At 68.1% G+C, this 21,388-nt stretch carries 23 protein-coding genes; 9 read left to right on the top strand and 14 right to left on the bottom strand.

Annotated features, from left to right (window positions below):
• Positions 1-15: 15 nt before the first annotated feature.
• Positions 16-1,425 carry a CmpA/NrtA family ABC transporter substrate-binding protein gene (locus AC07NC_RS14190; RefSeq protein ID WP_230307533.1) on the bottom strand — a complete coding sequence of 470 codons (1,410 nt, stop codon included), beginning with the start codon at positions 1,423-1,425 and terminating at the stop codon, positions 16-18.
• Between the two features lie 379 nt (positions 1,426-1,804).
• On the opposite strand from AC07NC_RS14190, the gene AC07NC_RS14185 reads away from it, so the two are divergent.
• Entirely contained in the window at positions 1,805-2,212 is a 408-nt protein-coding gene (locus AC07NC_RS14185; protein ID WP_008263563.1) for a hypothetical protein, read from the top strand.
• A gap of 11 nt (positions 2,213-2,223) precedes the next feature.
• Here AC07NC_RS14185 and AC07NC_RS14180 read toward each other — a convergent pair whose 3' ends face one another.
• On the bottom strand, positions 2,224-2,958 hold the full coding sequence (locus AC07NC_RS14180; RefSeq protein ID WP_008260628.1) for a Crp/Fnr family transcriptional regulator: 735 nt from the start codon (positions 2,956-2,958) through the stop codon (positions 2,224-2,226).
• 137 nt (positions 2,959-3,095) lie between these two features.
• Here AC07NC_RS14180 and AC07NC_RS14175 point away from each other — a divergent pair, with 137 nt between their 5' ends.
• Genes AC07NC_RS14175 through AC07NC_RS14165 form a run of 3 tightly spaced genes read left to right on the top strand, consistent with a single transcriptional unit; the run spans position 3,096 to position 6,337 of the window.
• Entirely contained in the window at positions 3,096-5,348 is a 2,253-nt protein-coding gene (locus AC07NC_RS14175) for a TonB-dependent receptor family protein (RefSeq protein WP_198004288.1), read from the top strand.
• A 21-nt stretch (positions 5,349-5,369) separates the two neighbouring features.
• Entirely contained in the window at positions 5,370-5,813 is a 444-nt protein-coding gene (locus AC07NC_RS14170; protein WP_008263475.1) for a cupin domain-containing protein, read from the top strand.
• Positions 5,814-5,863: 50 nt separating this feature from the next.
• Positions 5,864-6,337 carry a membrane protein gene (locus tag AC07NC_RS14165; RefSeq protein ID WP_008259168.1) on the top strand — a complete coding sequence of 158 codons (474 nt, stop codon included), beginning with the start codon at positions 5,864-5,866 and terminating at the stop codon, positions 6,335-6,337.
• Here AC07NC_RS14165 and AC07NC_RS14160 read toward each other — a convergent pair.
• The 5 genes from AC07NC_RS14160 to AC07NC_RS14140 are packed head-to-tail and all read right to left on the bottom strand — an operon-like array spanning position 6,319 to position 9,562.
• Positions 6,319-6,627: a chorismate mutase gene (locus tag AC07NC_RS14160; RefSeq protein ID WP_196066329.1), complete on the bottom strand. Its 309-nt coding sequence runs from the start codon at positions 6,625-6,627 to the stop codon at positions 6,319-6,321. The genes AC07NC_RS14165 and AC07NC_RS14160 overlap by 19 nt on opposite strands.
• A 31-nt stretch (positions 6,628-6,658) precedes the next feature.
• Positions 6,659-7,540, bottom strand: a complete 882-nt coding sequence (gene ubiV / locus AC07NC_RS14155) for a ubiquinone anaerobic biosynthesis protein UbiV (protein ID WP_230307532.1) — start codon at positions 7,538-7,540, stop codon at positions 6,659-6,661.
• A 5-nt stretch (positions 7,541-7,545) separates the two neighbouring features.
• On the bottom strand, positions 7,546-8,541 hold the full coding sequence (gene ubiU, locus AC07NC_RS14150; protein WP_040349652.1) for a ubiquinone anaerobic biosynthesis protein UbiU: 996 nt from the start codon (positions 8,539-8,541) through the stop codon (positions 7,546-7,548).
• Positions 8,538-9,053, bottom strand: a complete 516-nt coding sequence (gene ubiT / locus AC07NC_RS14145; protein WP_008262680.1) for a ubiquinone anaerobic biosynthesis accessory factor UbiT — start codon at positions 9,051-9,053, stop codon at positions 8,538-8,540. The genes ubiU and ubiT overlap by 4 nt, the downstream gene beginning before the upstream one ends.
• Positions 9,050-9,562 carry a 6-pyruvoyl trahydropterin synthase family protein gene (locus tag AC07NC_RS14140; protein ID WP_040349654.1) on the bottom strand — a complete coding sequence of 171 codons (513 nt, stop codon included), beginning with the start codon at positions 9,560-9,562 and terminating at the stop codon, positions 9,050-9,052. Before AC07NC_RS14140 ends, ubiT begins: the two co-directional genes overlap by 4 nt.
• A 163-nt stretch (positions 9,563-9,725) precedes the next feature.
• Between AC07NC_RS14140 and AC07NC_RS14135 the strand changes: the two genes are divergently transcribed.
• Complete coding sequence (locus tag AC07NC_RS14135; RefSeq protein ID WP_154725579.1) at positions 9,726-10,826, top strand: NAD(P)/FAD-dependent oxidoreductase; 1,101 nt, start codon at positions 9,726-9,728, stop codon at positions 10,824-10,826.
• Here the strand turns inward: AC07NC_RS14135 and nirK are convergent.
• The 5 genes from nirK to AC07NC_RS14110 all read right to left on the bottom strand — a co-directional run bounded on the left by nirK (position 10,820) and on the right by AC07NC_RS14110 (position 15,247).
• A complete protein-coding gene (nirK, locus tag AC07NC_RS14130; RefSeq protein ID WP_154725578.1) occupies positions 10,820-11,821 on the bottom strand; it encodes a copper-containing nitrite reductase in 1,002 nt (333 codons plus the stop codon). The genes AC07NC_RS14135 and nirK overlap by 7 nt on opposite strands.
• A gap of 94 nt (positions 11,822-11,915) precedes the next feature.
• Positions 11,916-13,271 (bottom strand): oxygen-independent coproporphyrinogen III oxidase, encoded by a 1,356-nt coding sequence (hemN, locus tag AC07NC_RS14125; protein WP_154725577.1) that lies wholly within the window; start codon positions 13,269-13,271, stop codon positions 11,916-11,918.
• 14 nt (positions 13,272-13,285) lie between these two features.
• Positions 13,286-13,978 (bottom strand): alternative oxidase, encoded by a 693-nt coding sequence (locus tag AC07NC_RS14120; protein ID WP_292147172.1) that lies wholly within the window; start codon positions 13,976-13,978, stop codon positions 13,286-13,288.
• A 33-nt stretch (positions 13,979-14,011) separates the two neighbouring features.
• A complete protein-coding gene (locus AC07NC_RS14115; protein WP_154725576.1) occupies positions 14,012-14,701 on the bottom strand; it encodes a helix-turn-helix domain-containing protein in 690 nt (229 codons plus the stop codon).
• A 102-nt stretch (positions 14,702-14,803) separates the two neighbouring features.
• Positions 14,804-15,247, bottom strand: coding sequence for a pseudoazurin (locus tag AC07NC_RS14110; protein WP_154725575.1), 444 nt, complete (start codon positions 15,245-15,247; stop codon positions 14,804-14,806).
• A gap of 170 nt (positions 15,248-15,417) precedes the next feature.
• On the opposite strand from AC07NC_RS14110, the gene AC07NC_RS14105 reads away from it, so the two are divergent.
• Both AC07NC_RS14105 and fixJ read left to right on the top strand, forming a co-directional pair.
• Positions 15,418-16,935, top strand: a complete 1,518-nt coding sequence (locus AC07NC_RS14105) for a PAS domain-containing sensor histidine kinase (RefSeq protein ID WP_008258641.1) — start codon at positions 15,418-15,420, stop codon at positions 16,933-16,935.
• Complete coding sequence (fixJ, locus tag AC07NC_RS14100; protein WP_230307531.1) at positions 16,913-17,536, top strand: response regulator FixJ; 624 nt, start codon at positions 16,913-16,915, stop codon at positions 17,534-17,536. Before AC07NC_RS14105 ends, fixJ begins: the two co-directional genes overlap by 23 nt.
• On the opposite strand, the gene AC07NC_RS14095 is transcribed toward fixJ, so the two are convergent.
• Complete coding sequence (locus AC07NC_RS14095; RefSeq protein WP_008262946.1) at positions 17,511-17,921, bottom strand: response regulator transcription factor; 411 nt, start codon at positions 17,919-17,921, stop codon at positions 17,511-17,513. The genes fixJ and AC07NC_RS14095 overlap by 26 nt on opposite strands.
• A gap of 587 nt (positions 17,922-18,508) precedes the next feature.
• On the opposite strand from AC07NC_RS14095, the gene ftrB reads away from it, so the two are divergent.
• Complete coding sequence (ftrB, locus tag AC07NC_RS14090; RefSeq protein ID WP_008259927.1) at positions 18,509-19,336, top strand: transcriptional activator FtrB; 828 nt, start codon at positions 18,509-18,511, stop codon at positions 19,334-19,336.
• A gap of 38 nt (positions 19,337-19,374) precedes the next feature.
• Here the strand turns inward: ftrB and AC07NC_RS14085 are convergent, their stop codons facing one another.
• A complete protein-coding gene (locus AC07NC_RS14085; RefSeq protein ID WP_154725574.1) occupies positions 19,375-20,553 on the bottom strand; it encodes an NnrS family protein in 1,179 nt (392 codons plus the stop codon).
• A gap of 270 nt (positions 20,554-20,823) precedes the next feature.
• Here AC07NC_RS14085 and nrdD point away from each other — a divergent pair, with 270 nt between their 5' ends.
• The gene (gene nrdD / locus AC07NC_RS14080) at positions 20,824-21,345 is read left to right on the top strand and encodes an anaerobic ribonucleoside-triphosphate reductase (protein ID WP_447941467.1); all 522 of its coding nucleotides are present in this window, start codon (positions 20,824-20,826) and stop codon (positions 21,343-21,345) included.
• The last annotated feature ends 43 nt before the right edge of the window (positions 21,346-21,388 follow it).

Here is a 21,388-nt window from a genome sequence, read left to right as displayed (position 1 = left end):
CTCCCCTTTGCGCGATCAGGCCGGCGAGACGCCGGAGGCGGCGACCCGCTGACCCTGTTTCAGACCGATGGCGAACTTGGCCAGATAGGCGTTGGGCGCGCGCCCGTCGTAGGCGACGCCGTCGATGAAGCCGGTCTGCACCTCTTTGAAGCCGTCCGTCTCCGGGACGGACTCGGCCGGGATCACCCCCTCGGCGACCAGCGCGCGCGCGGCGGCCAGATAGAGGTCGGCGCGATAGACCGCCTGAGCGGTTTCCAGGTACCAGGCGTCGGGACGATCCTCGGCGATCTGGCCCCACCGGCGCATCTGAGTCAGTTGCCAGACCGCGTCGGAAGCGAACGGATAGCCGGCGAAGCTTCCGAAGAAGATGTTGAACTCCGGGGCGGGGCGGACATCGCCGGGCGCATAGGTGAACCGCCCCGTCATGGAGGCGGCGATCACGTCGGCGTCGGCCCCGACATAGTTGGAGCGGGCCAGGATCTGCACCGCCTCCGGGCGATTGGCGCCCTGGTCGGCGTCCAGCCACTGCTGGGCCTTGATCAGGGCGCGGATCAGGGCGGTGGTGGTGGCGGGATAGGTCTCGGCGAAGGCCCGGGTCATGCCCAGGACCTTCTCGGGATTGCGGGGCCAGATGTCGTGATCGGCGATGAGGGGCACGCCGATCTTCTTCTTGACGGCCGCCTGGTTCCAAGGCTCGCCGACGCTATAGCCCTCGATGGTGCCGGCTTCGAGGGTGGCGGGCATCTGGGGCGGCGGCGTGACCGACAGCTGGATGTCCGCGCCGGTCGTGCCCGCCACGTCGCGCGGCAGATAGAAGCCGGGATGGATCCCGCCGGCCGCCAGCCAATAGCGAAGCTCGTAATTGTGGGTGGAGACCGGGAAGACCATGCCGAACTTGAGCGGACGCCCCTCGGACCGGAAACGCTCGACGACCGGCATCAGGACGGCGGCCGAGATCGGATGCAAGGGCTTGCCGTCGGCGCCCTTGGGCAGGGTCGGCGCGATCTGCGCCCAGATCCGGTTCGACACCGTGATGGCGTTTCCATTCAGGTCCAGGCTGAGCGGCGCGATAAGATCGGCCTTGGTGCCCAGACCGATGGTCGCCGCGATCGGCTGCCCCGCCAGCATGTGGGCGGCGTCCAGCTGGCCGCCGATCACGCCGTCCAGCAGGACCTTCCAATTGGCCTGGGGTTCGAGGGCGACGTTCAGGCCCTCCTCAAGGAAAAAGCCCTTCTCCTTGGCGATCGCCAGGGGCGCCATATCCGTCAGCTTGATGAAGCCGAGTTTGAGATTGGGTTTTTCGACCGTCCCCGCCGGCGCCGTGGCGCCGTTCGAACGCGGCTCGCTCTCGCCACATCCGGCGAGGCCCGCTGCGGCGCCGGCCAGCAGCGCGCCGCCGGCCATCAGGAATCTGCGCTTGTCCATCACCTTCATCCCCCGCCATGTTTGGTGGCTTGTTCAAACCCGGTGCGGATCGCGGACGCACGAAAGCCGCCTCGACACGCTCATGTCAGAGCGCCCCGGGCGGCTTCATTGCCGAAATCTGCTGAATGTCCGGCGCGTCTCCCCTCATTGAGGACGCCCCGTTACGCGCAGCGCTTTAGGACGCCGCCTGACATTGCTGGCATGGAATGTTGCATCGCACAAGGGGTCAGCGAGATTGTCGGGGCGCGCTGGCCGAAGCGCGAAAACCGGGGCTCGGGTTCGCCAACGGGACAGACCCCGCCATGGAGCTGAGGATCAAATCGAACGTGATTTGTTCAGGCGCAAGCCCAGCGCGGGGATCAGGCGGCATTCTGCTCGGATGACCCAGACCTCTCATTTTCAGCAACTCGTCGCCGCCGCCTTGGCCCAGCAGACCCCGCACCGCCTGCTTTTCGTCTTCGCCGCCGTGGCCTTGCCGGACGCCCCGACGCCCGAGCAGCGCGAGCGTCATCGCCTGGGTCGGGGTGGAACCCTGACCCCCTTGATGTGCGTGGACAAGGCGCCAGAGGACCTGGCGGGCTTCGACGTTTTCGCCGCCGAAGCGGCGACGGCCGGACCGCCCTGGGGCCTGGTGTTCGCCGCGGCCCTTGCCGGGCGCGACGGATACGCCCCTGCCAAGCCCGACATAGACCGGGCGCTCGAAAACATGGTCGAGGCTGTCAACACCGGGGCCATCCAGCGCTTCCTCGCCTTCGACACCGCCGGCGACCCCGTGGTTTTCGACTGAATCGGATGCGGCTATCGGCTCGCCGCAGCGTGCGTTGCGGCGCTGGACCCGTTCACGCCGTCCTCGGCGAGGCGTCTCAGCGCGGCGGGATCCAGCACCATGAGACGGCGTCCTGTCGTCTTTAGCCAACGGGACTTTTCCCATCCGGCGATGATGCGGCTCGCCGTATACAGGGTCGTACCGGCGAACTCGGCGACGTCCTGGCGGCGCAGCGGGATCGTGATGGCGGCGGCGTCTTGAGGACGACCGGACGGGTCCAGAAGCCGCAGAAGGGCCAGGGCGATGCGCTGGTCAGCACGCAAGAAGGACTTCTCCCTTATCCGCTCCTGCAATTGCGCCAAGCGCGTCCCCAGAATACGAATGACGTTCACCGCAACCACGGGGTCGCGTTCCATAATGCGGAACAGCACCTCGCGGGGCCAACTCAGAACCACGACCGCCTCCAGAGCCACAATGTCCGCCGGAAAGCGCCCTTGCGCAAAGAGCGCGGCCGTTGCGAACATGTCGCCGGGTCCCAGAAATCGGATCAGCGCCTGCCCGCCGTCGGCGCCGGTCTGGATCAGACGGGCGCTGCCGCGGCTCAGCGCATAGGCCCGCTCCACCTTCGCGCCCTGTTCGCCGACATAGGCTCCGGCTCGATGATGATCGACCCGGACAGTCTCGGCGAGATCGGCGCACGTCGCCGAAGCGGCGCCCCGGAACAGATCCAAACCGGCGATGGTCTCGCTCCGGACGGGGTCGGACATGGGCCTGTTCCTCTCCTGCGGGCCCGGATCGACACCGGATCGGGCGGACTTCTCGCCGCAGTTTGCGCTGGCGCAATAAAGCGCCGTTCGGCATGCTTTAGATGAAAACGGGTCGCATTAGCAAATCGAGACCCGCCGTGCCCCTCCCCGTTCCGCTCTCCCAGCCGTTCTTACCGCACGGCGTCGCTCGTCTCGCTCTGACCTGCAGCGCTCTCGCGCTCGGCTTCGCTCCGGGCCTTGTCACCGCGCCCGCCCAGGCGCAGTCCGCCACGCCGGGCTTTGTGGAAGATGTGGTCGTCATCGGCCGCCGCGCCTCGGCCGCCGAACGCTTGAACGCCACGGCCGGCGCAACAGGGCTGATCGAGGCGGATGACCTGCCGCAAAGCGCCAATCTGACGATTTCACGCGCCCTCGCCTTCGCGCCGGGCGTTGTCGTGCAGGACTTCTTCGGCGGAAACGATCAGCCCCGCATCCAGATTCGCGGATCCGGCCTGCAGCAGAACCCCGTCGAGCGCGGGGTGCTGATGCTGCGCAACGGCCTGCCGGTCAATCGCGCCGACGGCTCCTATATCGTCGGTTTCGCCAACCCCGCCGAGGCCCAGTCGATCGAGATCTTTCGCGGTCACGCCGCGAACCGGCTCGGCGCGACGGTGCTCGGCGGCGCCTTGAACCTCATCTCTCCGACGGGACGAAGCGCGCCCGGGCTGCGCCTCAAGGCCTCCGCCGGCGACTTCGGCCAGATCGGGACGGGCGCCTCGGCCGGTTATGTCCACGACACGATCGACGCTCTGCTGCGCGTTGACCACACCGAGCGGGACGGTTCCCGGACTTATAACGGCTCGAGTCGATCGGCTGTGGGCGCCAACTTCGGCGTGAGACTGTCGGATCGGGTGACAGTGCGCGCCTTCGCCAGCTACGCCGACCTCGGCTTCGACGTCGCCGGTCCCTTGACCCGCGCCCTGCTCGACAGCGGCTCGCGCAGCGTCTTCACCGGCCCGACCGTGACGCCGACGGGCGCCGTCAATCCAGGCCCCAATGTGGTGCGCGACCAGCCCCGTCGCGAAGCCACGCAATTCCATGCGGGGGTTCGGGCCACGGGCGTGATGGACGCCCATCTGATCGACGTCGCCTTGGGTTATGCCCAGACCGACGACATGTTCCGGTTTCCGATCTCGGCGGGCGTGCGCGACACCCGCGGCGACGACGCCACCGTCGTCGCCCGTTACGCATATGCGCCCGATCCCGCGCGCGCCATCCCCTTGTTCGAGGGCACGCTGCAATGGGTGACCGGAACCGCCGACCGCGACTATTATCTCAATCTCTCAGGACGCCGAGGCGCGCAGTTCGGCCGCAATCGACTGAAGGCGGACACCCTGTCCCTGAACGGCGGCTTCAACCTCCCGCTCGGACGGACGCTCACCCTGTCGCCTTCGGCGGCCTGGTCGCGCGCCACGCGCGACAACCAGGACCGCTACGCGCCGTCCACGCGGCCGACGGCGGCCTATAGTCCCGCCAATCCCGGCCTGGCTCTGCCGTTCGGCGCCGTCCCAACGGTCGGGTCCAGCTATGAACGAACCTACGAGGGTTGGAGCCCGGCCCTCGGCCTGACCTGGCGGCCGGACCACCGGCAAACCGTCTTCGTCTCGGCCAATCAGACCTTCGAACCGCCGACGCACGATGATCTGTTCGCCACCGTCAACGGCACGCCCAACAGCAGTCCGGGACGCCCCAATCCCGCCGCGCCCAATCAGGCCGCAGCCGTCTTCGCCACCCCCGCGCTCAAGGCGCAGCGAGCGACGACCGTAGAAATGGGCTGGCGCGCTCGAGCCGGCGCCTGGACCTGGGACGCCGTCGCCTATCACGCCTGGGTGCGCAACGAGCTCCTCAGCCTGCGCGACGAAACCGGCGTGTCATTGGGCGCGGTCAATGCGCCTCGCACCCGTCACCTGGGGCTGGAGCTGGGACTGAGCTTACGGATGACGCCGGACCTGACCGGACGCCTCGCCTATACCTGGCAGGACTTCCGCTTCCACGACGATCCTCTGCGCGGCGACAATCATCTGGCCGGCACGCCGCCGCATTGGGTCCAGGCCGGTCTGGACTGGCGGCCTGGGCCGGGTTGGCTGCTGCAAGGCGGGGTGCGCTGGGTTCCGGAAAAAACGCCGATCGACAACCTCAACACCCTCTACAGCGACCCTTACGCCGTCTTCGACCTGCGGGCTGAGCGCGAGATCCGCGACGGCCTGGTCGTCTTCGCCGAAGGCCTGAACCTGTTCGACGAAACCTACGCCGCCTCCACCCTCGTCGTCGACCAGGCGCGCGCCGATCAGGCGGTTTTCCTTCCCGGCGACGGTCGCGCCTTCGGCGCGGGCGTGAGCCTCAAATTCTAACCTCGCAAGAAAGACCCTATCATGAAGCGCTTGTCTTTGTTCGCCTTCGCCGCCGTCGCATCGGCCGCCCTGCCCCTTTCCGCCGCCGCCCAGGCCCGGCGGCTGGACGTGGATCGCCTGCCGTCTTCGGATGTCGCCGGCGCACGCCGCACCCTCGTCGCCCTCGACGCTCAGGGCCGTCCCGCCGTCATGCTCCTTTGGATCGAAAAAGGTCAACTTCTGCCGCCGCACGGCGGCGAAGGGGGACTGCGGCTCATCACGGTCGTGTCCGGCCATCTGTCCTGGGGCGACGGCGGGATCGTCGATCCGGCGGCGGAGCGGGTGTTTGGTCCCGGCAGCCTGATCTTGCTGCCTGTGGTCGGGGGCGAACACTGGGCCGCTGCGCGCCAGGACGATGTGCTGCTCCAGATCACGCCCCTGCGCGACGGGTCCATTGCCCCTGACCCCTCCAGAGAAGCGCCTTGACCAGAGGCGCGCCCGACCGAGCTTGACGATCAGAACAAGGACAAACTCCCATGGACGACCTGGCTCTCGCGCGCGTGATTCACGTGCTGGGCGTGGTGATCTGGATCGGCGGCGTATCGATGGCCACCACCGTTGCGCTTCCCGCCATTCGCAGGGGGCTTCTCGGCGCCGACCGCCTGGCGGCTTTCGAAGCCTTCGAGCGTCGCTTCATCTGGCAGGCGCGCACGGCCGTAGCGCTTGTCGGCCTGTCGGGCGTCTATCTCGTTGAGCGGATGGCGCTGTGGGACCGATTCAGCGACCTACGCTTCTGGTGGATGCACGCCATGGTGTGCGTCTGGGCCGTGTTTGTCCTGCTGCTGTTTGTGGTGGAGCCCTTTCTGCTCCACCGCTTCTTTCCGGCCTGGGCCAAGCGCGCGCCGGATCAGGCGTTCCGCCTGCTGCACGCCGCCCATATGGTGCTGCTGGTCCTGGCCTTGACGACGGTGTTCGGGGCGGTCGCCGGCAGTCATGGCTGGCTGTTCTGATGCACAGGAAGGCCGGCGGCGGCGTCGCCGGCTTTTCGGTGCAAGGCCACAAGCCGCGCCTGGCGGACGGCGCTGGCTTGCATCAATTGCCGCCATAGAGCCTCGACCAAGTCCGGCGACAGATCGACCGTCTCGGCCAGCTGACGGACATGATCGATCACCGCCGCGATACGGGCGGGATCGCGCACCGTCCCGGGCGACTTGAACGCGGCCATGGCGTCGGCGACCTTCAGGCGCAGGGCCAGCAGGGTCACCAGCCGACGATCGAGCCGGTCAAGGATTGCGCGCACGCCGGGCGGGTCAAGCCCGGCCGTTCCCGGATCAGCGGGTCCCGGCGACACCGGCGAGACCGTGCAGATAGCCGCTAACGAAGGCGACGGAGGGGTTCAATTCCTGCAGTCGCTGGAGGAGCCCATCGGGATCGCACAGGCCGTCGGCATAGGCGCGAAACGCCCGCGCGACGGCCGGCATATCGCCGGAATGGGGCGACAGGCGCAACGCTCCGACGCCGGCGGCACGCAGGGCGGCGACCGGCGCATCGACGCATTGCATCGCCCAAGACAGGGTCTGCACGCCGTTGACCGCGAGGAAGGGCTGGCCCTCCAGGGTCCTCAGATCCATCCCGTCGGGATCGCGATCACAGACAAACTGGCAGGCGTCCTTGTGCAGGCCGTGGCTGCGCGCGTGGTAGCAGCGCCCTGACAGGGCGAGCGGCAGCCGACCGAAGGCGAACAGCTCGATCTCGACCTGTGGCTGCGCCGCCGAAAGATGCGAAATCGCCTCCAGAGAAAGCTCCACATTGGGACACAGGCGCACACAGCCGCGTCGCGCCAGCTCCCCAAGCGCCCCCTCGTTGTAGATGTTCAACAAAGGTCCGGCGACGAAGGGGTCGCGCCGCTCCGACAGACCGGAGACGTCGTTGACCTCAATGAGGTCCGGCAGGGCGGCGAGCGCCGCCAGTCCCTTGCGATCCCGGACCGTCGCCGGCAGGGCCAGGCCCGACCAGACGATGTCCTTGCCTGCCGCGCTCAAGGTCTCCGCCGCCGCCGCGAGCGCATATTGGGTGAGGGGCGAACGTTTGCCGCAGACCACCTCGCCCAGATAGACCCTGTCGATCGACGGCTCGTCGGCTACCTCGGCATAGAAGGCTTCAATCCGATCCGGCGCCCAGTGAAACAGCAAGGGCCCCAGCGCGATCCGCATGGCCGTCATCTCCACAACTTTCTATAGGCGCCGGCCGTCTCCCGCCCGCCTTCGGCGAGGTCCGTCAGCAGAGGGGCGAAGGCCTCGGGATCGGCGCCCGAATCCAGGGCGTCGATCGCTTGGCGGAAGGCCCCGGCCACACGGGCGACATAGGCCTTGCCCCTCTGGCGGCCTTCGATCTTCACGGCCGTGACCCCCGCCGCCTTCAATCCGGCGAGAAGGCTCATGGCGTTCAGACTGACGGGGTCTTCGAACAGATAGGAGAGCAGGCCGCGCGCCTCGAACCGTCCCTTGCACAGGGTGGGATATCCGGCCTTCTCGCCCGGGGCGAACTGGTCTAGCGCGAAGCCCCCCAGTCTCGAAACCAGGCCTTCGTCCTCTTCGGTATAGGACACCGCCTCGGGCGGCGAGCAGACGCCGCAAAGATTGGGGGAGCGGCGGGCGGCGTAAGACGACAGGGCGCAGCGCCCTTCAGCCATCACGCACAGGCCGCCGAACACGAAGGCTTCGGTTTCGGCTTCTGTCTCGCGAACGAGAGCGGCGACTTCCTGAACGCTCAGGACGCGCGGCAGGACGATGCGGCGGACGCCATAGGCCTGGGCGTAGAACCGGACCGCTTCAGGGGATCCGGCCGCGGCCTGAACAGACAAGTGCAGTCGCAAATCCGGCCATCGCTCCCGCGCATAGGCCAAAAGCCCCAGATCGGCGAGGATCACTGCATCGGCGCCCGAGGTCGCGGCGGCGTCGACGGAGGCGCGCCACCGGGCGCTTTGTCCCGCCCGCGCAAAGGTGTTGACCGCCACGAGGAGTTTTCGCCCGCGCGCGTGGGCCCAAGTCGCAGCCTGGGCCAGTTCCTCGGGCGAGAAATTCAGTCCGGGGAAATTGCGGGCGTTGGTTTCGTCACGCAGCCCGCAATAGACGCTGTCAGCGCCGGCCTCGACGGCCGCTTTCAACATCGCCGGCGAACCGGCGGGACAGACGAGTTCGATGGACCCCATCATGATGTCCTTCGCGCCTGACCCCAAGAGAGCGCCCCGCGCGCCGCCGCATCGGCGACGCCGCGCAGCCAGGCGGGCGCGCCGAGCAGATCCGACGGCGACAGCGCCGCCGCCTCCAGGGTGTTGTGCAGAGAGACCACGGTCTCGGTGTCGCCCGAAACGCGGATCTCGCGCGAGAAGAAGGCCGCATCGGCGTCAAGCCCGCCGTCCAGAACCCCCAGCAACAGCACGAGCGGCCCGCTGATCCGGGCCGCGCTGGGGCGATCATCGTCCCGGCGCGCCACGCGAACAGGACGCTCGGCGTCCGGGGTCAGTCGAAACAGGACCGGCAGGTCCGTGGGCGCCAGGACGACGGTCGCGGACGCGGCCGTCCCGAGGCGTTCGAACACATCCGGTCGTCGCTGCCGAAGACGGCGAATGGCCGTTCCGAGCACCGCCTCGGGGATCGCGCGCAGGGCCATCAGAGCCGCTTCCGCCGCCGCGCTTTCGACAATCCGGTTCAGGCGCGGGCTCATTTCATCTCCCGCAGCACCGCCTGCAGGACGTCCGCGACCGTCTGGCGCTGGACCGCATCAGGCGCCTCGAACAGAGCGCTGTTCGCACTGTGCTCGAAACATTCCACCGAACTCAGCCAGCAACGTCCCTGGGTGGCGTCGTGAAGAATCTCCTGAGCGGCGTCGTGGACATGCTGCGCCAGCCGCTCGCAACTGGTGCTGGGCACGGTGCGCAGGTCCGCCAGCCCGGCCGCAGCGAGCGATTCGAATACGTCGCGGGCCGGGTCGTCGACCGCCACCAGAAGGGTGTGATCGAACATCTTGTGCAGCCACCGCCGGATCTTGCCGAAACCGCCGTCGCCGAAATCGACGACCCAGCCGCGCCGATCGAGTTGCTCGGCGGCAAAGACGAACCGAAACCCCAGCGCATAGCCGTGCAGCAGTTGGCAATCGGTTCCGGCGTCCCATTGACGATAGGCGCACGACAGGCCGCGCTCGGGGCCATAGGTCTTGGTGGAATAAAAGGGCATGGGGCGTCCTGCGTCGCGGATGCCCCGGCTCCTAACCCAGCCGGGTCTGATCGGGCTGAACCGGTCTCAATCGCCGCCCTGCCCGGCGTCATTTCGGGGCTTGATCCGCCTCAATCCTTGCGGCCGCCGTCGCCGATAGGCTGTCCCGGCCACGGGAGCCGCCATGCAAGTCAGATTCGAGTTTCTGATCCTGGGCGGGGGCCTTGCGGGTCTGGCCGTCGCCGCCGCCCTGGCGCCGCACCGCCGGCTCTGCCTGGTCGAGCGCGAGGCCTGGCTCTGTCGCCACGCCAGCGGCCGGGCGGCCGCCATGTTCATCCCCACCTATGGCGGCCCCGTCGTCTCGAGGCTGGCGCGCGCGTCTCGGGGCCTTCTGGCTCCTGATCTGCTGGAGCCGCGCGCGGCCCTCCATCTGGCGTCCGAAGAGACGGATCTCGCCGCCGTCCAGCAATGGGGACGGGGACGACGGATCGACGCCGCCGAGATCGCGAAGCTCGCGCCCGGCCTCCGGGCAGGGGCGACCGCTCTGGGCTTCCTGGAGACGGACGCCGGCCTGATCGACCTGGCCGGCCTGGTCGATCGCTTGCGCCGGGCCGTCTTGCGGCACGGCCCGATCGTCACCGGCTTCGAGGCCGAGACGATCGAACGGCGTCAGGGCTGTTGGCGGCTTCGATCGGCGGAGCGGACCCTTGCCGGCGCGGTCCTGGTCAACGCCGCTGGCCCCTGGGCCGACGAGACGGCGCGTCTCGCCGGGGTTCAGCCCCTGGGGCTGCAGTCGTACCGGCGGACCCTGATCGAAGCCGCGCCCCCGCCTGCCGTGGAAGTGCGGACCTGGCCGATCCTCAAACAGGCGAACGGACAGGGCTATCTGCGTCCTGCCGGGGACGCCGTCTGGGCGAGCGCCTGCGAGGAGACGCCGTCCCCGCCCTGCGACGCCCAGTCCGATCCCCTCTCCGTCGCTCTGGCCTGCGAAAGCCTGAACGATCTGACCGGGCGGACCGAGTGGACGCCGACGGCGCACTGGGCGGGCCTGAGGAGCTTCGCGGCCGATCGCGATCCGGTGGCGGGCTGGGCGACCGATGCGGCGGATTATTTCTGGATCGCGGGCTTGGGCGGGTCCGGGGTCCAGTGCGCGCCCGCGCTCGGTCAGGCGGCCGCGGCGATGCTGGGCGGCGCCCCCTGGCCAGAGGCGCTCGTCGCCGAGGATTTGACCGCCGCCCTCCTGTCTCCGCAAAGGCTTCGACGCGTCCCTATCGGGGATCAGTGACTGTGAGGGCCGTGCGGGTCTCGTCCGTCGAACACCTCGGGCGACGACGGACCTTCGGCTTGGATGACCGCCAAGGCGCCGAGATCGACCCGGGTCAGGGCGTGATCGACCAGGGCGTAGTCTCCGGGTACCTGGAAGGTGAACTCGACGACGGTCGCGCCGCCAGGCGGCACGCTGACGGTTTGGACATTGTGCAAGGGGGCGTCCGTCAAGGCGGCGTTGGGATAGACGCGATCCATGATCTCGCCGATCAGATGCAGGCTGGCGGTCTTGTTGGGACCGCCGACCCCGAAATAGAGGCGGGCGGTGTCGCCCACCCGCACCCGCATGCGACGCTCGCCCGTCAGGCCGCGCACCGCGCCGTTCATCGCATAATGCGACGGCCGCTCCTCCAGAAGCCGATCCAGATCCTCGATCAGACGGCCCTCGCCGTCCGCCTCGGCGTAGATTTCGCCCTGCATGACATAGAATTCATGATCGACCGGCGGCAGTCCGCCTTCGGGCTCCACCAGGATCAGGCCGTACATGCCGTTGGCGATGTGCTGGGCCGCCATCGCCTCGGCGCAATGATAGACATAGAGGCCCGGCGCCAGGGCCTTGAAGCGGAAGCTGGCGCTCTCGCCGGGATAGACCCGCGTGACCCCGCCCCCGCCTCCCGGCCCGGTCACGGCGTGCAGATCGATATTGTGCATCATCTGACTGTCGGCGGCGTTGGCGAGGGTCAGTTCGATCCTGTCGCCGACGCGCACCCTTAAAAAGGGGCCGGGCGTACGACCGTTGAAGGTCCAATAGCGATAGGTCTGTCCGTCCGACAGCGCGCCGTCACGCTCAATCGCCTCCAACCGCACCTGATGCGTCCGCGGGGATTTGGCCGTGAGCGGGGCCGGCAGGTCGTCGGCGCGACGGACGATGTCCGCGGCGGGCGTCTGGGCTGCGGCCTGCCCCGCCGCTAGGGCGACGAGCGCGGCCAGTCGAGCCAGGGGATGAGGGCGCATGGGGTCTCCTTTGTCTGGAATTTAGGCCCGCCCGACCGCGAGCGCCTTGACCCCTCGCGCTCAATGGCTTGACGCCCCTCAAGCCCCGGCGTCGTCAAACCGCCGGCGCATGGCGTTGCGGCGGCTCGCCCGCCGCGTCGAACGCCGCCGCGACGGTGCGAACCAGCCGCCGCGCCGCGTCCGGGATCCAGACGCGCCGCCCGTCGATCCGGCACAAGCCCGCGTCCGCCGCCTCCCGAAGCCGGTCCAGACAGGCGTCGAGGTGATCGGAAGACTGCCCGTGGTTCTGGGAAATCTGATCGACATCCGCCGACAGCCCGGTCATCAGGGCTTCGATCACCGCCCCCCGAAGCCGATCCTCGGATGTCAGGGGCAGTATCCGTGCGACCGGCAGCCGGCCATCGGAGATCGCCTGCCGCCAGACCCGCGCATCCGCGGCGTTTTGCACCAGTCCCGTCGGCCACTGACCGATGGCCGACGGCCCCAGCGGCACGAGCACCCGCGCGGGATCGTCGGTATAGCCTTGGAAATTGCGCCGCAGCCCGCCCTGCGCCAGGGCGCGCGACAGACGATCGTCGGGACGCGCGTAGTGGTCCAGACCGATCGCCTCGTAACCGGCCGAGACCAGTCGGTCGTGGGCCGCCCCGGCTTGGGCCCAACGTCCGGCGGCGTCGGCGAGTTCGGTCTCGGCGATCATGCTCTGGTGCTTCTTCAACCAGGGCACATGCGCATAGCCGAAGACGGCGAGTCGGTCGGGCGCGAGCCCCGCCGCCAGGTCCGCCGTCTCGGCCACATTGTCCGGCGTCTGACCGGGCAGGCCATACATCAGATCGAAATTGACGCCCGCGATCCCTGCGCGCCGCAATTCCTCGACGGCCTCAGCCACCTGAGCATAGGGCTGCGGTCGATTGACCCGCGCCTGGACCGCCGGATCGAAGGTCTGAACCCCAAGGCTTACCCGCGTGACCCCGGCTTGCGCGAGGCCCGCGATGAAACCGATCTCCAGTCGAGCCGGGTCGAGTTCGACCGCCACCTCCGCGTCGGGCGCGAAGCGGAAGATCGACCTCAGCCGGTCCACGACGGCGACGAAATCCGCAGGCCGCAGGATGTTGGGGCTGCCGCCGCCGAAATGCAGATGGCGCACGACCCCGCGCCGCACCCCGGGCCGTTCGGCCCAGAGCGCGATCTCCCGCAACAACTGGGCCTGGAAGGCCGCCACCCGCTCATAGTCCGAGACAATGCTGGTGTGGCAGCCGCAGTACCAGCACAGTCGATCGCAGAAGGGGATGTGGACATAGACCGAGAGGCTCTCCCCCTCATCCGCGATCAACCAGGTCTCGACCTCTTCGAGCGTCCCGGGCCGCAGAGCGACGGCGGTGGGATAGCTGGTGTAGCGTGGCAGGGTCCGACGGGCATGCGTCATCCAGGCCTGAGGCAGGGAGGTCGGCATCGCGATCCCCCGCCTCAGGCAACCGTCCAATGCGGTTGAAGCGGAACATGCGCAGGACCCGGCCGCACGGCCTTGACCGGTCCGCCGGCCAGTTCATCGGCGAAGCCATGGTTGACGTCACGGTGATGCGCCTCGTCGGCGCGCACCACCAGAACCACGTCGCGCAGCGTTGCGGACGCGGGCAGACCCCAGTAGTCGCGGGCGATCTTTGGCGCAGGGACGTTCTCGCTACGCCCTTCGTCGATCTCAGCGAGATAATGGGTGTAGCTGATCACCGCCTCTTCTTCGAAATAGCCGACGACCCGATGGGCGGTGCGGGGCGAGACCAGATAGAGGCCGAAGAAGAAGAGATAGAACAGCCATTGCACGGCCATGACGATGAAACGTTCGAACAGGGTCGGCTGGCACACCTCGATGAAGGTCATCAGGTGCATGCGCTCGTTTTCGGCCTCGTCCATCAGGGTGCGGATCCAGCCGCGGTCGTCGCTCATGCGCCGCAGGGCTTTCAGGTGGGTCAGGGTGGCTCCGACCATGCCGGGCACGGCCGCCACCGTCTCCAGCACAACGGCCCGGTGGCCGTAACGCTTGGCGAAGAAGGTGTCCGCGCAGAAGCGGAGCGACTTCACAAAACCCCAGGCGATGCGATCAGACACCGAACGCGGCGCATGATGGACGTCGATATCACTCAGAAGGTCAGTCATATTCATCAGCTTTCTCGTTTCAGGTCTTCACAGACCGGATTAGGAACAAAGGGCTTCAAGCCGGTCGCGGCGGACCAGCCGAACGTGCCGACTGGAGCGCGCCGAGATCAGGCCGGAGCCTTCCATTTGGGTCAGGGTGCGCGAGACGGTGTGGATCGCCAGACCCAGGAAGTCCGCCATGTCCTGGCGGCTCATCGGCAAGATCATGTCGTCGAGCGATCCGACTCGTCGGGCGTAGGCGAGAAGAAAGGCGGCGACCCGTTCGGTGGCGCTTTGGCGAGCGAGAATGGCGGCATGATCCTGACTGCGTTGGCAGACCCTCACCGAGGCCGCCCACAGGGCGCCGGTCAGGCGGACATCGGTCGCCGCCAAGGCCGAAAGACGCCGACGCCGCATCCCGGCGACGACGGCCGGCGTGATGGCTTGCACAGCGGTCGTATAGTCCACGCCCGCCTCAAGCCCGAGAAATTCGCCAGGCAGATGGAAGTCCACGACTTGGCGACGACCGTCCCGCAGCAGGCGATAGCTCATCAAGACGCCCGCCTCCACGCGATAGGCGTAGTCGGCGGCCGCGCCGGCGAGAAACAGGTCGTCGCCCAGATCGACGGTGGTGCGAAGAGCCTGACTGTCGGCGAAGGCGGCGTTGAGCGGGCACATGGCTTCGGGCTCTGGCGTCGGGAGCGGACGCTCGAGCGGCTCGGGGGTCATCGCGAGAAGGGCTGCGGACATGGCGACCTCGGGTTTATTCAACGCCGTGACGCTACGGGGGACAGGCCGATTTCGGTACTCGGGTGTGTCGCCTAGGGGAAAGACCCGAGTTGCCGTCTCGGATCAACCCAGTCTCGTCAGCGCCTCGATCATGCGTCGTCGGGCCAGCCCTGGAAGGCGCGCCACACCGGCTTCAAACCCGGAGCGGCTGGCGCGGACATCGCCAACGGCGATCAGAGCCACCATGCCCATGCCGAAATGAGGCGCGCACTTGACGCCGTAGAGGCCGGGTCGTTCGAGACGAAGGTCGAACACCGCCCCCATTGCGCCGCGCGTCGGCGGCGTTCCCGTCGGCGCGAGCCCGACGATGACCTCCGCATTATGCCCGGGATCGGTCGGCACGAAGCGAACGAGATCTCCGATTTCGGCGCGCAGAAAGGCCGGGTCGAACACCATGGCTCCGCCCGGCCCGCGGTTCAGCATCTGAACGCGGTGGACGCGCGCGGCGGACGCGCCGCCGAGCCCCCATCCCGCCGCCGCCGTCAGCAGCGCCCGTCGCGTGGTCATCGAAATCTCCCGTCGCAGGCGGCGGCCCGGTCCCGTCCGCCGCCGGTCTCTTAGCAACCGGCGCCCTTGGCGCCTTTGCGCGCGCGCAAAGGACAAGGCTCCCTCCTCCCCCCGGATGGTTCTTCGTCGGCGGACGTGCCAGACTCGCCTGAACAGGCGGATGGAGGCCGATGAAAACCAGCCGAATCAGCGCGCCGCTCTTTTGGGCCGAACGGGTGCGACCGCACCGGCATCTGGTCGGCGCCGCGATCGCTCTGGGCGGAGTGGGCCTGGCCTATGCCGCGCGGTGGGCGATGGCGCCCATGCTGGGCGAGCGGATCGCTTTTCTCTTCTTCGTCCCTGCCGTCGCGGCCGCCGCCGCCGTGGGCGGATTCGGCGCCGGCGCCCTCGCCGCCTTGCTCGGCGCCGCCGGGGGTTTGCTGATCACCTGGCAGGCTGGGCCAAGGACCGGCGGCGACATCGCCACCGCCCTGGTCTTTCTGGCTGTCGGAATCGGCTTGAGCGTGGGCGGGGAACTTCTTCACCGGGGCCGCCGCGGCGTCGTCGCGGCCAACGCTCACCTACGCGCGCGCGAGGCGCATCTGCAGTCCATCCTGGACACGGTCCCTGACGCCATGGTCGTGATCAGCGAAAGGGGCGTCATAAGGTCCTTCAGCCCGGCGGCCGAGCGGATGTTCGGCTGGACGGCCAGCGAGGTCGTCGGGGAGAATGTCAAACGGCTGATGCCCGAGCCCTACAAGGCGCAACACGACGATTATCTCGAGCGCTATCGGCGGACGGGCGAAAGACGGATTATCGGCCAGGGTCGGGTCGTGGTCGGTCAAAGGCGCGATGGGGCGACCTTTCCCCTCGAACTGGCGGTCGGCGAGATGCAGTCCGGCGAGGAACGCTACTTCACCGGCTTTATTCGCGACCTGACGGACCGCCAGGCCACGGAGACCCGGCTACAGGAGTTGCAGACCGAGCTGATCCATATCTCGCGCTTGACCGCCATGGGCGAAATGGCCTCGGCCCTCGCCCACGAACTGAACCAGCCCCTGACCGCCATGGCCAACTATCTCAACGGCTCGGCGCGTCTGCTCGATCGTGAGGAACTGCCGCGCGAGGTGCTCAAGGACGCGCTTCGCAAGGCCGGAGCCCAGGCCTTGCGCGCGGGCGACATCATTCGCCGGCTGCGCGACTTCGTCGCGCGCGGCGAGGTGGAACGCCGCGTCGAAAGCCTGCCCAAGCTGATCGAGGAGGCCGGCGCCCTGGCGCTGGTCGGCGCCAAAGAGCATGGCGTGCGCGTCACGCTCGATTTCCCGCCCGACGTCGATCTGGTGTTGGCGGATCGTGTCCAGATCCAGCAGGTCGTGCTCAATCTGATCCGCAACGCCATCGAGGCCATGGAAGACCAGCCCCGGCGGGATCTGACCATATCGCTCACGCGATGCGCCGACGAGGCCTGCGTCACCGTCGCCGATACGGGATCGGGACTGGACCCGTCGGTGGCGGATATGCTTTTCCAGCCCTTTGTGACCACCAAGCGAACGGGAATGGGCGTGGGTCTGTCGATCTGCCGAACCATCGTCGAAGCGCATGGCGGACGCATCTGGGCGACCCCGCGTCCGGAGGGCGGCGCGCAGTTCGCCTTTACCTTGAAGACCGCAGATGAAGACGACACCGATGGCGACGATGATCCAGGCTGACACGACAGTGCACGTGGTCGATGACGATGCGGCCCTGCGCGACTCCCTCGCCTTTCTGATCTCGACGAACGACCTGGAGCCGCGGCTTTACGCCTCACCGCTCGAACTGCTGGAGGCGGCGCGCCGCGAACCCCTGTCGGGCTGCATCCTCACTGATGTGCGCATGCCCGAGATGAGCGGTATCGATCTGGCGCGGCGTCTGCGCGCGAGCGGCGCGACCACTCCGATCGTGGTGATGACGGGACACGCCGACCTGGCCTTGGCCGTGGAGGCGATGCGCGCCGGCGTCCAGGACTTCATCGAAAAGCCGTTCGACGACGCCGTCTTGATCGAGGCGCTCCAGCGCGCGCTCGCGGAACCCGACGGCGCCCGCACCGCCGCACGGGACCCTCTCGTCGCCGAGCGCCTCGCTTCGCTGTCCCAACGCGAGCTAGAGGTTCTGGAGGGGCTCGTCGCCGGCCATGCCAACAAGGTGATCGCCTATGATCTCGGCATCAGTCCGCGCACCGTCGAGGTCTACCGGGCCAATGTGATGACCAAGATGCAGGTGCGCAGCCTGTCCGAGCTGGTTCGCGTCACGGTTCTGACGCGAGGCGGCTGAGGCCGCAGGCGTCCCTGACGGCCTCGAGCAGGGCGCCTCCGATCAGGGGCTTCTCAAGCAGGACCGCGCCGACGCGGGCGGCGTCTTCGCAGACCCCGCGGCGCGGGTGGGTGGTGATCAGTATGGCGCCGCCGGCGAGCGACGCGGCTCTCAGTCGATTCAGAAGCGCCAGCCCGTCCAGACCCGGCAGATGATAGTCGAGGACGAGGCAGCGCGCCGCCCGCAATCCCGCCCCCTCCCCGACGCGATCTTCCACGGCCTCGAGCAGCGCCTCGGCGCTGCCATATCGTCGGACCCTGAAGCCTTCGGTTTCGAGCGCAAAGGCGACGGATTGCGCCACCGCAGGGTCGTCATCGACCAGAAGGACGAGGGGCGCGACCATCATGCCGCCTCAGCGCAAGCGCAGCCGCCGCTCGGCCTTTCGAACGCCCAGCAATCGCGCAGAGCGCGCGTAACGACCCGGCAGCTCGCCTGAAGACGAAGCCAGTCTGCGGGTGCGGAGGCGGACGCCGAGAGTTGCTCCAGGGCGCGCTCGACCGCCCCCAGAGCTCGAGCGCGGCGAAGGATCTCAGCGCGACGCCGCGTCTGAGAGGCCGGGGCCTGATCCTGTGCGAACCGCCCAGTCTCGCGCGCCTGACAAAGGTCCAGGCCGTCCTGCAATTCGGCGAGTAGATCGCCCAGCCCATGGGGCCAGTTGTCGTCGGCCGCATGAACCGGCTCCAGCCGATCCGCCAGGCGAACGGCTTGGGACAGGGCCCACGCGGCCGCGCGGATCCCGGTCTTTCCCGTCTTCTCCGCTCGTGGGGCCATGGCCGTCCGGTCCGCCGCAACATCTCGTGCGCCTCAGAATGACCGGTCTCGGCTTCGCCCGCCTTGCCTTTGCGCAAATCGGACTCCTTTGAACACCGACGGGCGGAGTCTTCACCCCTTTGAAGGCGATTTGATCGGGATCAATCGGAAATCTCGTCCGACGTGATCCTGTGGGTCATGTCCATTCGTCAGACAGACCTTGACCGCATCCGCACCCTGCCCCTGTTCGCGGACATGACCCCGAGCGTCTTCCGCGACGCCACGGCCGGGGCTTTTCTGCAACGGTTTCCCGCCGGCACCACTCTGCTGATGGAGGGCGATCCGGTCGACTTTCTATATGTCTTGCTGGACGGCGCTGTGGAGCTCCAGGGGAGTTGGAAAGAGAAAGAGGCGGTTCTCGCCGTTCTGCGCCCCGTCTCGACCTTTATTCTGGCGGCCGTGATGCTCGAGGCGCCGGCCTTGATGTCCGCACGGACCCTGGAGCGGTCGGAGGTGCTGATGCTGTCCGGCGAGGCGTTGCGCCGGACCACGCGGCAAGACCCCGCCTTCGGTTTCGCCGTGGTGCAGGAATTGGCCGGCTGCTACCGCGGCGTGGTGCGTATGGTGAAGGCTCACAAGCTGCGCGGCTGCCTGGAACGCGTGGCCAACTATCTTCTGGCGCAAAGCGCCCGGCAGGGCGACCCTCATCATATCGTCTTGCCGTATGGGAAACGCGTCCTGGCCTCTCTCCTCGGCATGACGCCCGAGAATCTGTCGCGCGCCTTCGCCCAACTGGCGGACTACGGGGTTCAGGTGCGAGGCCCGGAAATTCATCTGGCGCGCCCTCGCGCGCTCGAGCGCCTGGCCCGCCCCTCGCCGCTCATCGACAACCACGTCAAGGCCGGCCCGCTTCCGATCGGACGGGCGGGGACCGAAAGCCTGACCACGACGCCCGGCGCGCCTCCGCCGCCGGCCCCCTCAGGCGTCTCCGCCGCGCCGCGCACGGCCTGAGTTCAGGCCGAACGATCCACCGGTCAAGCCGCGGCGCCTCACCTCAAGCGCGGTCCTAGCAACATCGGCCCGTAGACAAGGGCATAGCCGAGCAAAGACGCCGCCCAAAGGCCGCCCGCGACGATCAGGGCCGCGCCATAGACCTCCGGCCACAGCCCGCCCGCCACCCGCACCACGGCGGCGAGATTGGCGAGCCCATACAAGACCACCGTGGCCCGGTCCGCCTCCAGCGGCCGTCCCGTATGGCCGCGCGTGGCCCGGGTCATCACCGCCAGGATCATCACCCCCATGGCCCCGGTCGTCAGGGCGTGGACGCCCGCCGAAGGCGCAAAGCTCGCCCCCATGGCGGCCAGCCCCAGCAGGACCAGGCCGACGGCGAGCCAGGCGTAGCCGAGGTGCAGAATCCAGACCAGCGGCTCGCCGGCGGTGCGCCAGCCGCACCACCGGGCCAGCCGCACGCCGTTCAAGAGCCCCGCCAAGGCCAGGACCACTCCGACCGCCGGATGGTCGGCCCGCCACACCCAGGCGACGAGAGCCGTCAGGGTAAACGCCATGACCCCCAGATCGAACCGCGAGGCAGGGGCGGGCAGCCGCCCTCTTCCCTGGCGCGCCAGCCAATTGCGGGTGAAGTTCGGCGTCACACGGCCGCCGATCAGGACCAGAAGCATGACGATCAGGCCTAGACCGGCGCGCACCACGGCGTCCAGACCGCCGGCCTCTCCTGACCTGAGGTGGAAGGCCAGATTGGCGGCGGCCAGTCCGGTTACGGCCAGGGCGACGCCGAGATTGCGCCAGTTGCGCGCCGCCAGGACGTCGCGCCAGACGACCAGGCTCAGCCCTGTCAGATAGAGGCCGTCGAGGATCAGCAGGGTGAAGGCGTCGGCTCCGGGGGTCGACAGGGCCAGACGTCCGACGGCCCAGAGCCCGAACAACACCGCCAGCGGCGTTCCCGCGAGTGGCGCGCGACCGGTCCAGTTCGGCACGGCGGTCAGAAGAAAACCGCCGATGACGGCGCCGACATAGCCGAACAGCATCTCATGGATATGCCAGTCCATCCCCGCGCGACCGGCGATCCGTCCGTCGCCATGCGCCAGAACATAGACCCAGAGCGGCGCCGCCATCGCTCCCCACAGGGCGCCGAACAGGAAGAAGGGCCGAAGCCCTAAGCTGAACAGGACGGGCGTTGAAAGAGCGCGAAGGGGGCGATCGGTGGTCATGGCGGAACTCCTTGCTCCCCCTTCTGGCGCCGCCCGGCGACGGGCGCCTTGCCTTGGCGCAAACCCCTGTCCTCTGATCGATGTTTCGGCGCGTCACATCGCCCGTCGCCGGAGTCGCCGTCCTCGTCTTGATGGCGATCAATCCCGGAGACGACATCTGAATTCGGCTTATCGGACGGCGCCGCGCGGCCCGATGCCGCACCGCGCCGCATTGACCCGACCCCAAGGAAAAACCCAACATGTAGTCATCCACCAGAAGTGATACACCATATGTTGACCGTCATCCGCCCCGCCGCCCCGTCCATCGACGTCGTTCAAACGGTTCGCGAATATGTGGACCGGCAGGACTGGCGGGTGAACGCGAACGCCAACCAGGGCTATTCCCTGGGCGGCCTGATCCTGAATGTCTCCGGCAAGGTGATCGCCAACTACTGGCTGTCCCACCTCTATCCGCCCGCCGTCGGCGCCGCCCACCGCGAGGGCGACCTGCACATCCACGATCTGGACATGCTCAGCGGCTATTGCGCGGGCTGGTCGCTCAGAAACCTGCTCACGGAAGGTCTGAACGGCGTGGCCAACAAGATCGAGTCGGCGCCGCCTCGCCACCTGTCCAGCGCGGTCGGCCAGGTCGTCAACTTCCTGGGCGCCCTGCAGAACGAATGGGCGGGCGCCCAGGCCTTCAGCTCGTTCGACACCTATATGGCGCCGTTCGTCCGTAAGGACGCCATGCCCTATGAGGCGGTGCGTCAGTGTCTTCAGGTGTGGATCGGCGTGGAAAAGGGACCCCGTTAGCGGTGTGATCGGCGTCGAATAAGGACCCCTCATTCCTGAGGTC

The organism is Brevundimonas sp. GW821-FHT10A07, assembly GCF_059415785.1.
Note: the sequence above shows the minus strand (reverse complement) of the source record. Positions and strands in the feature narration are given on the sequence as shown.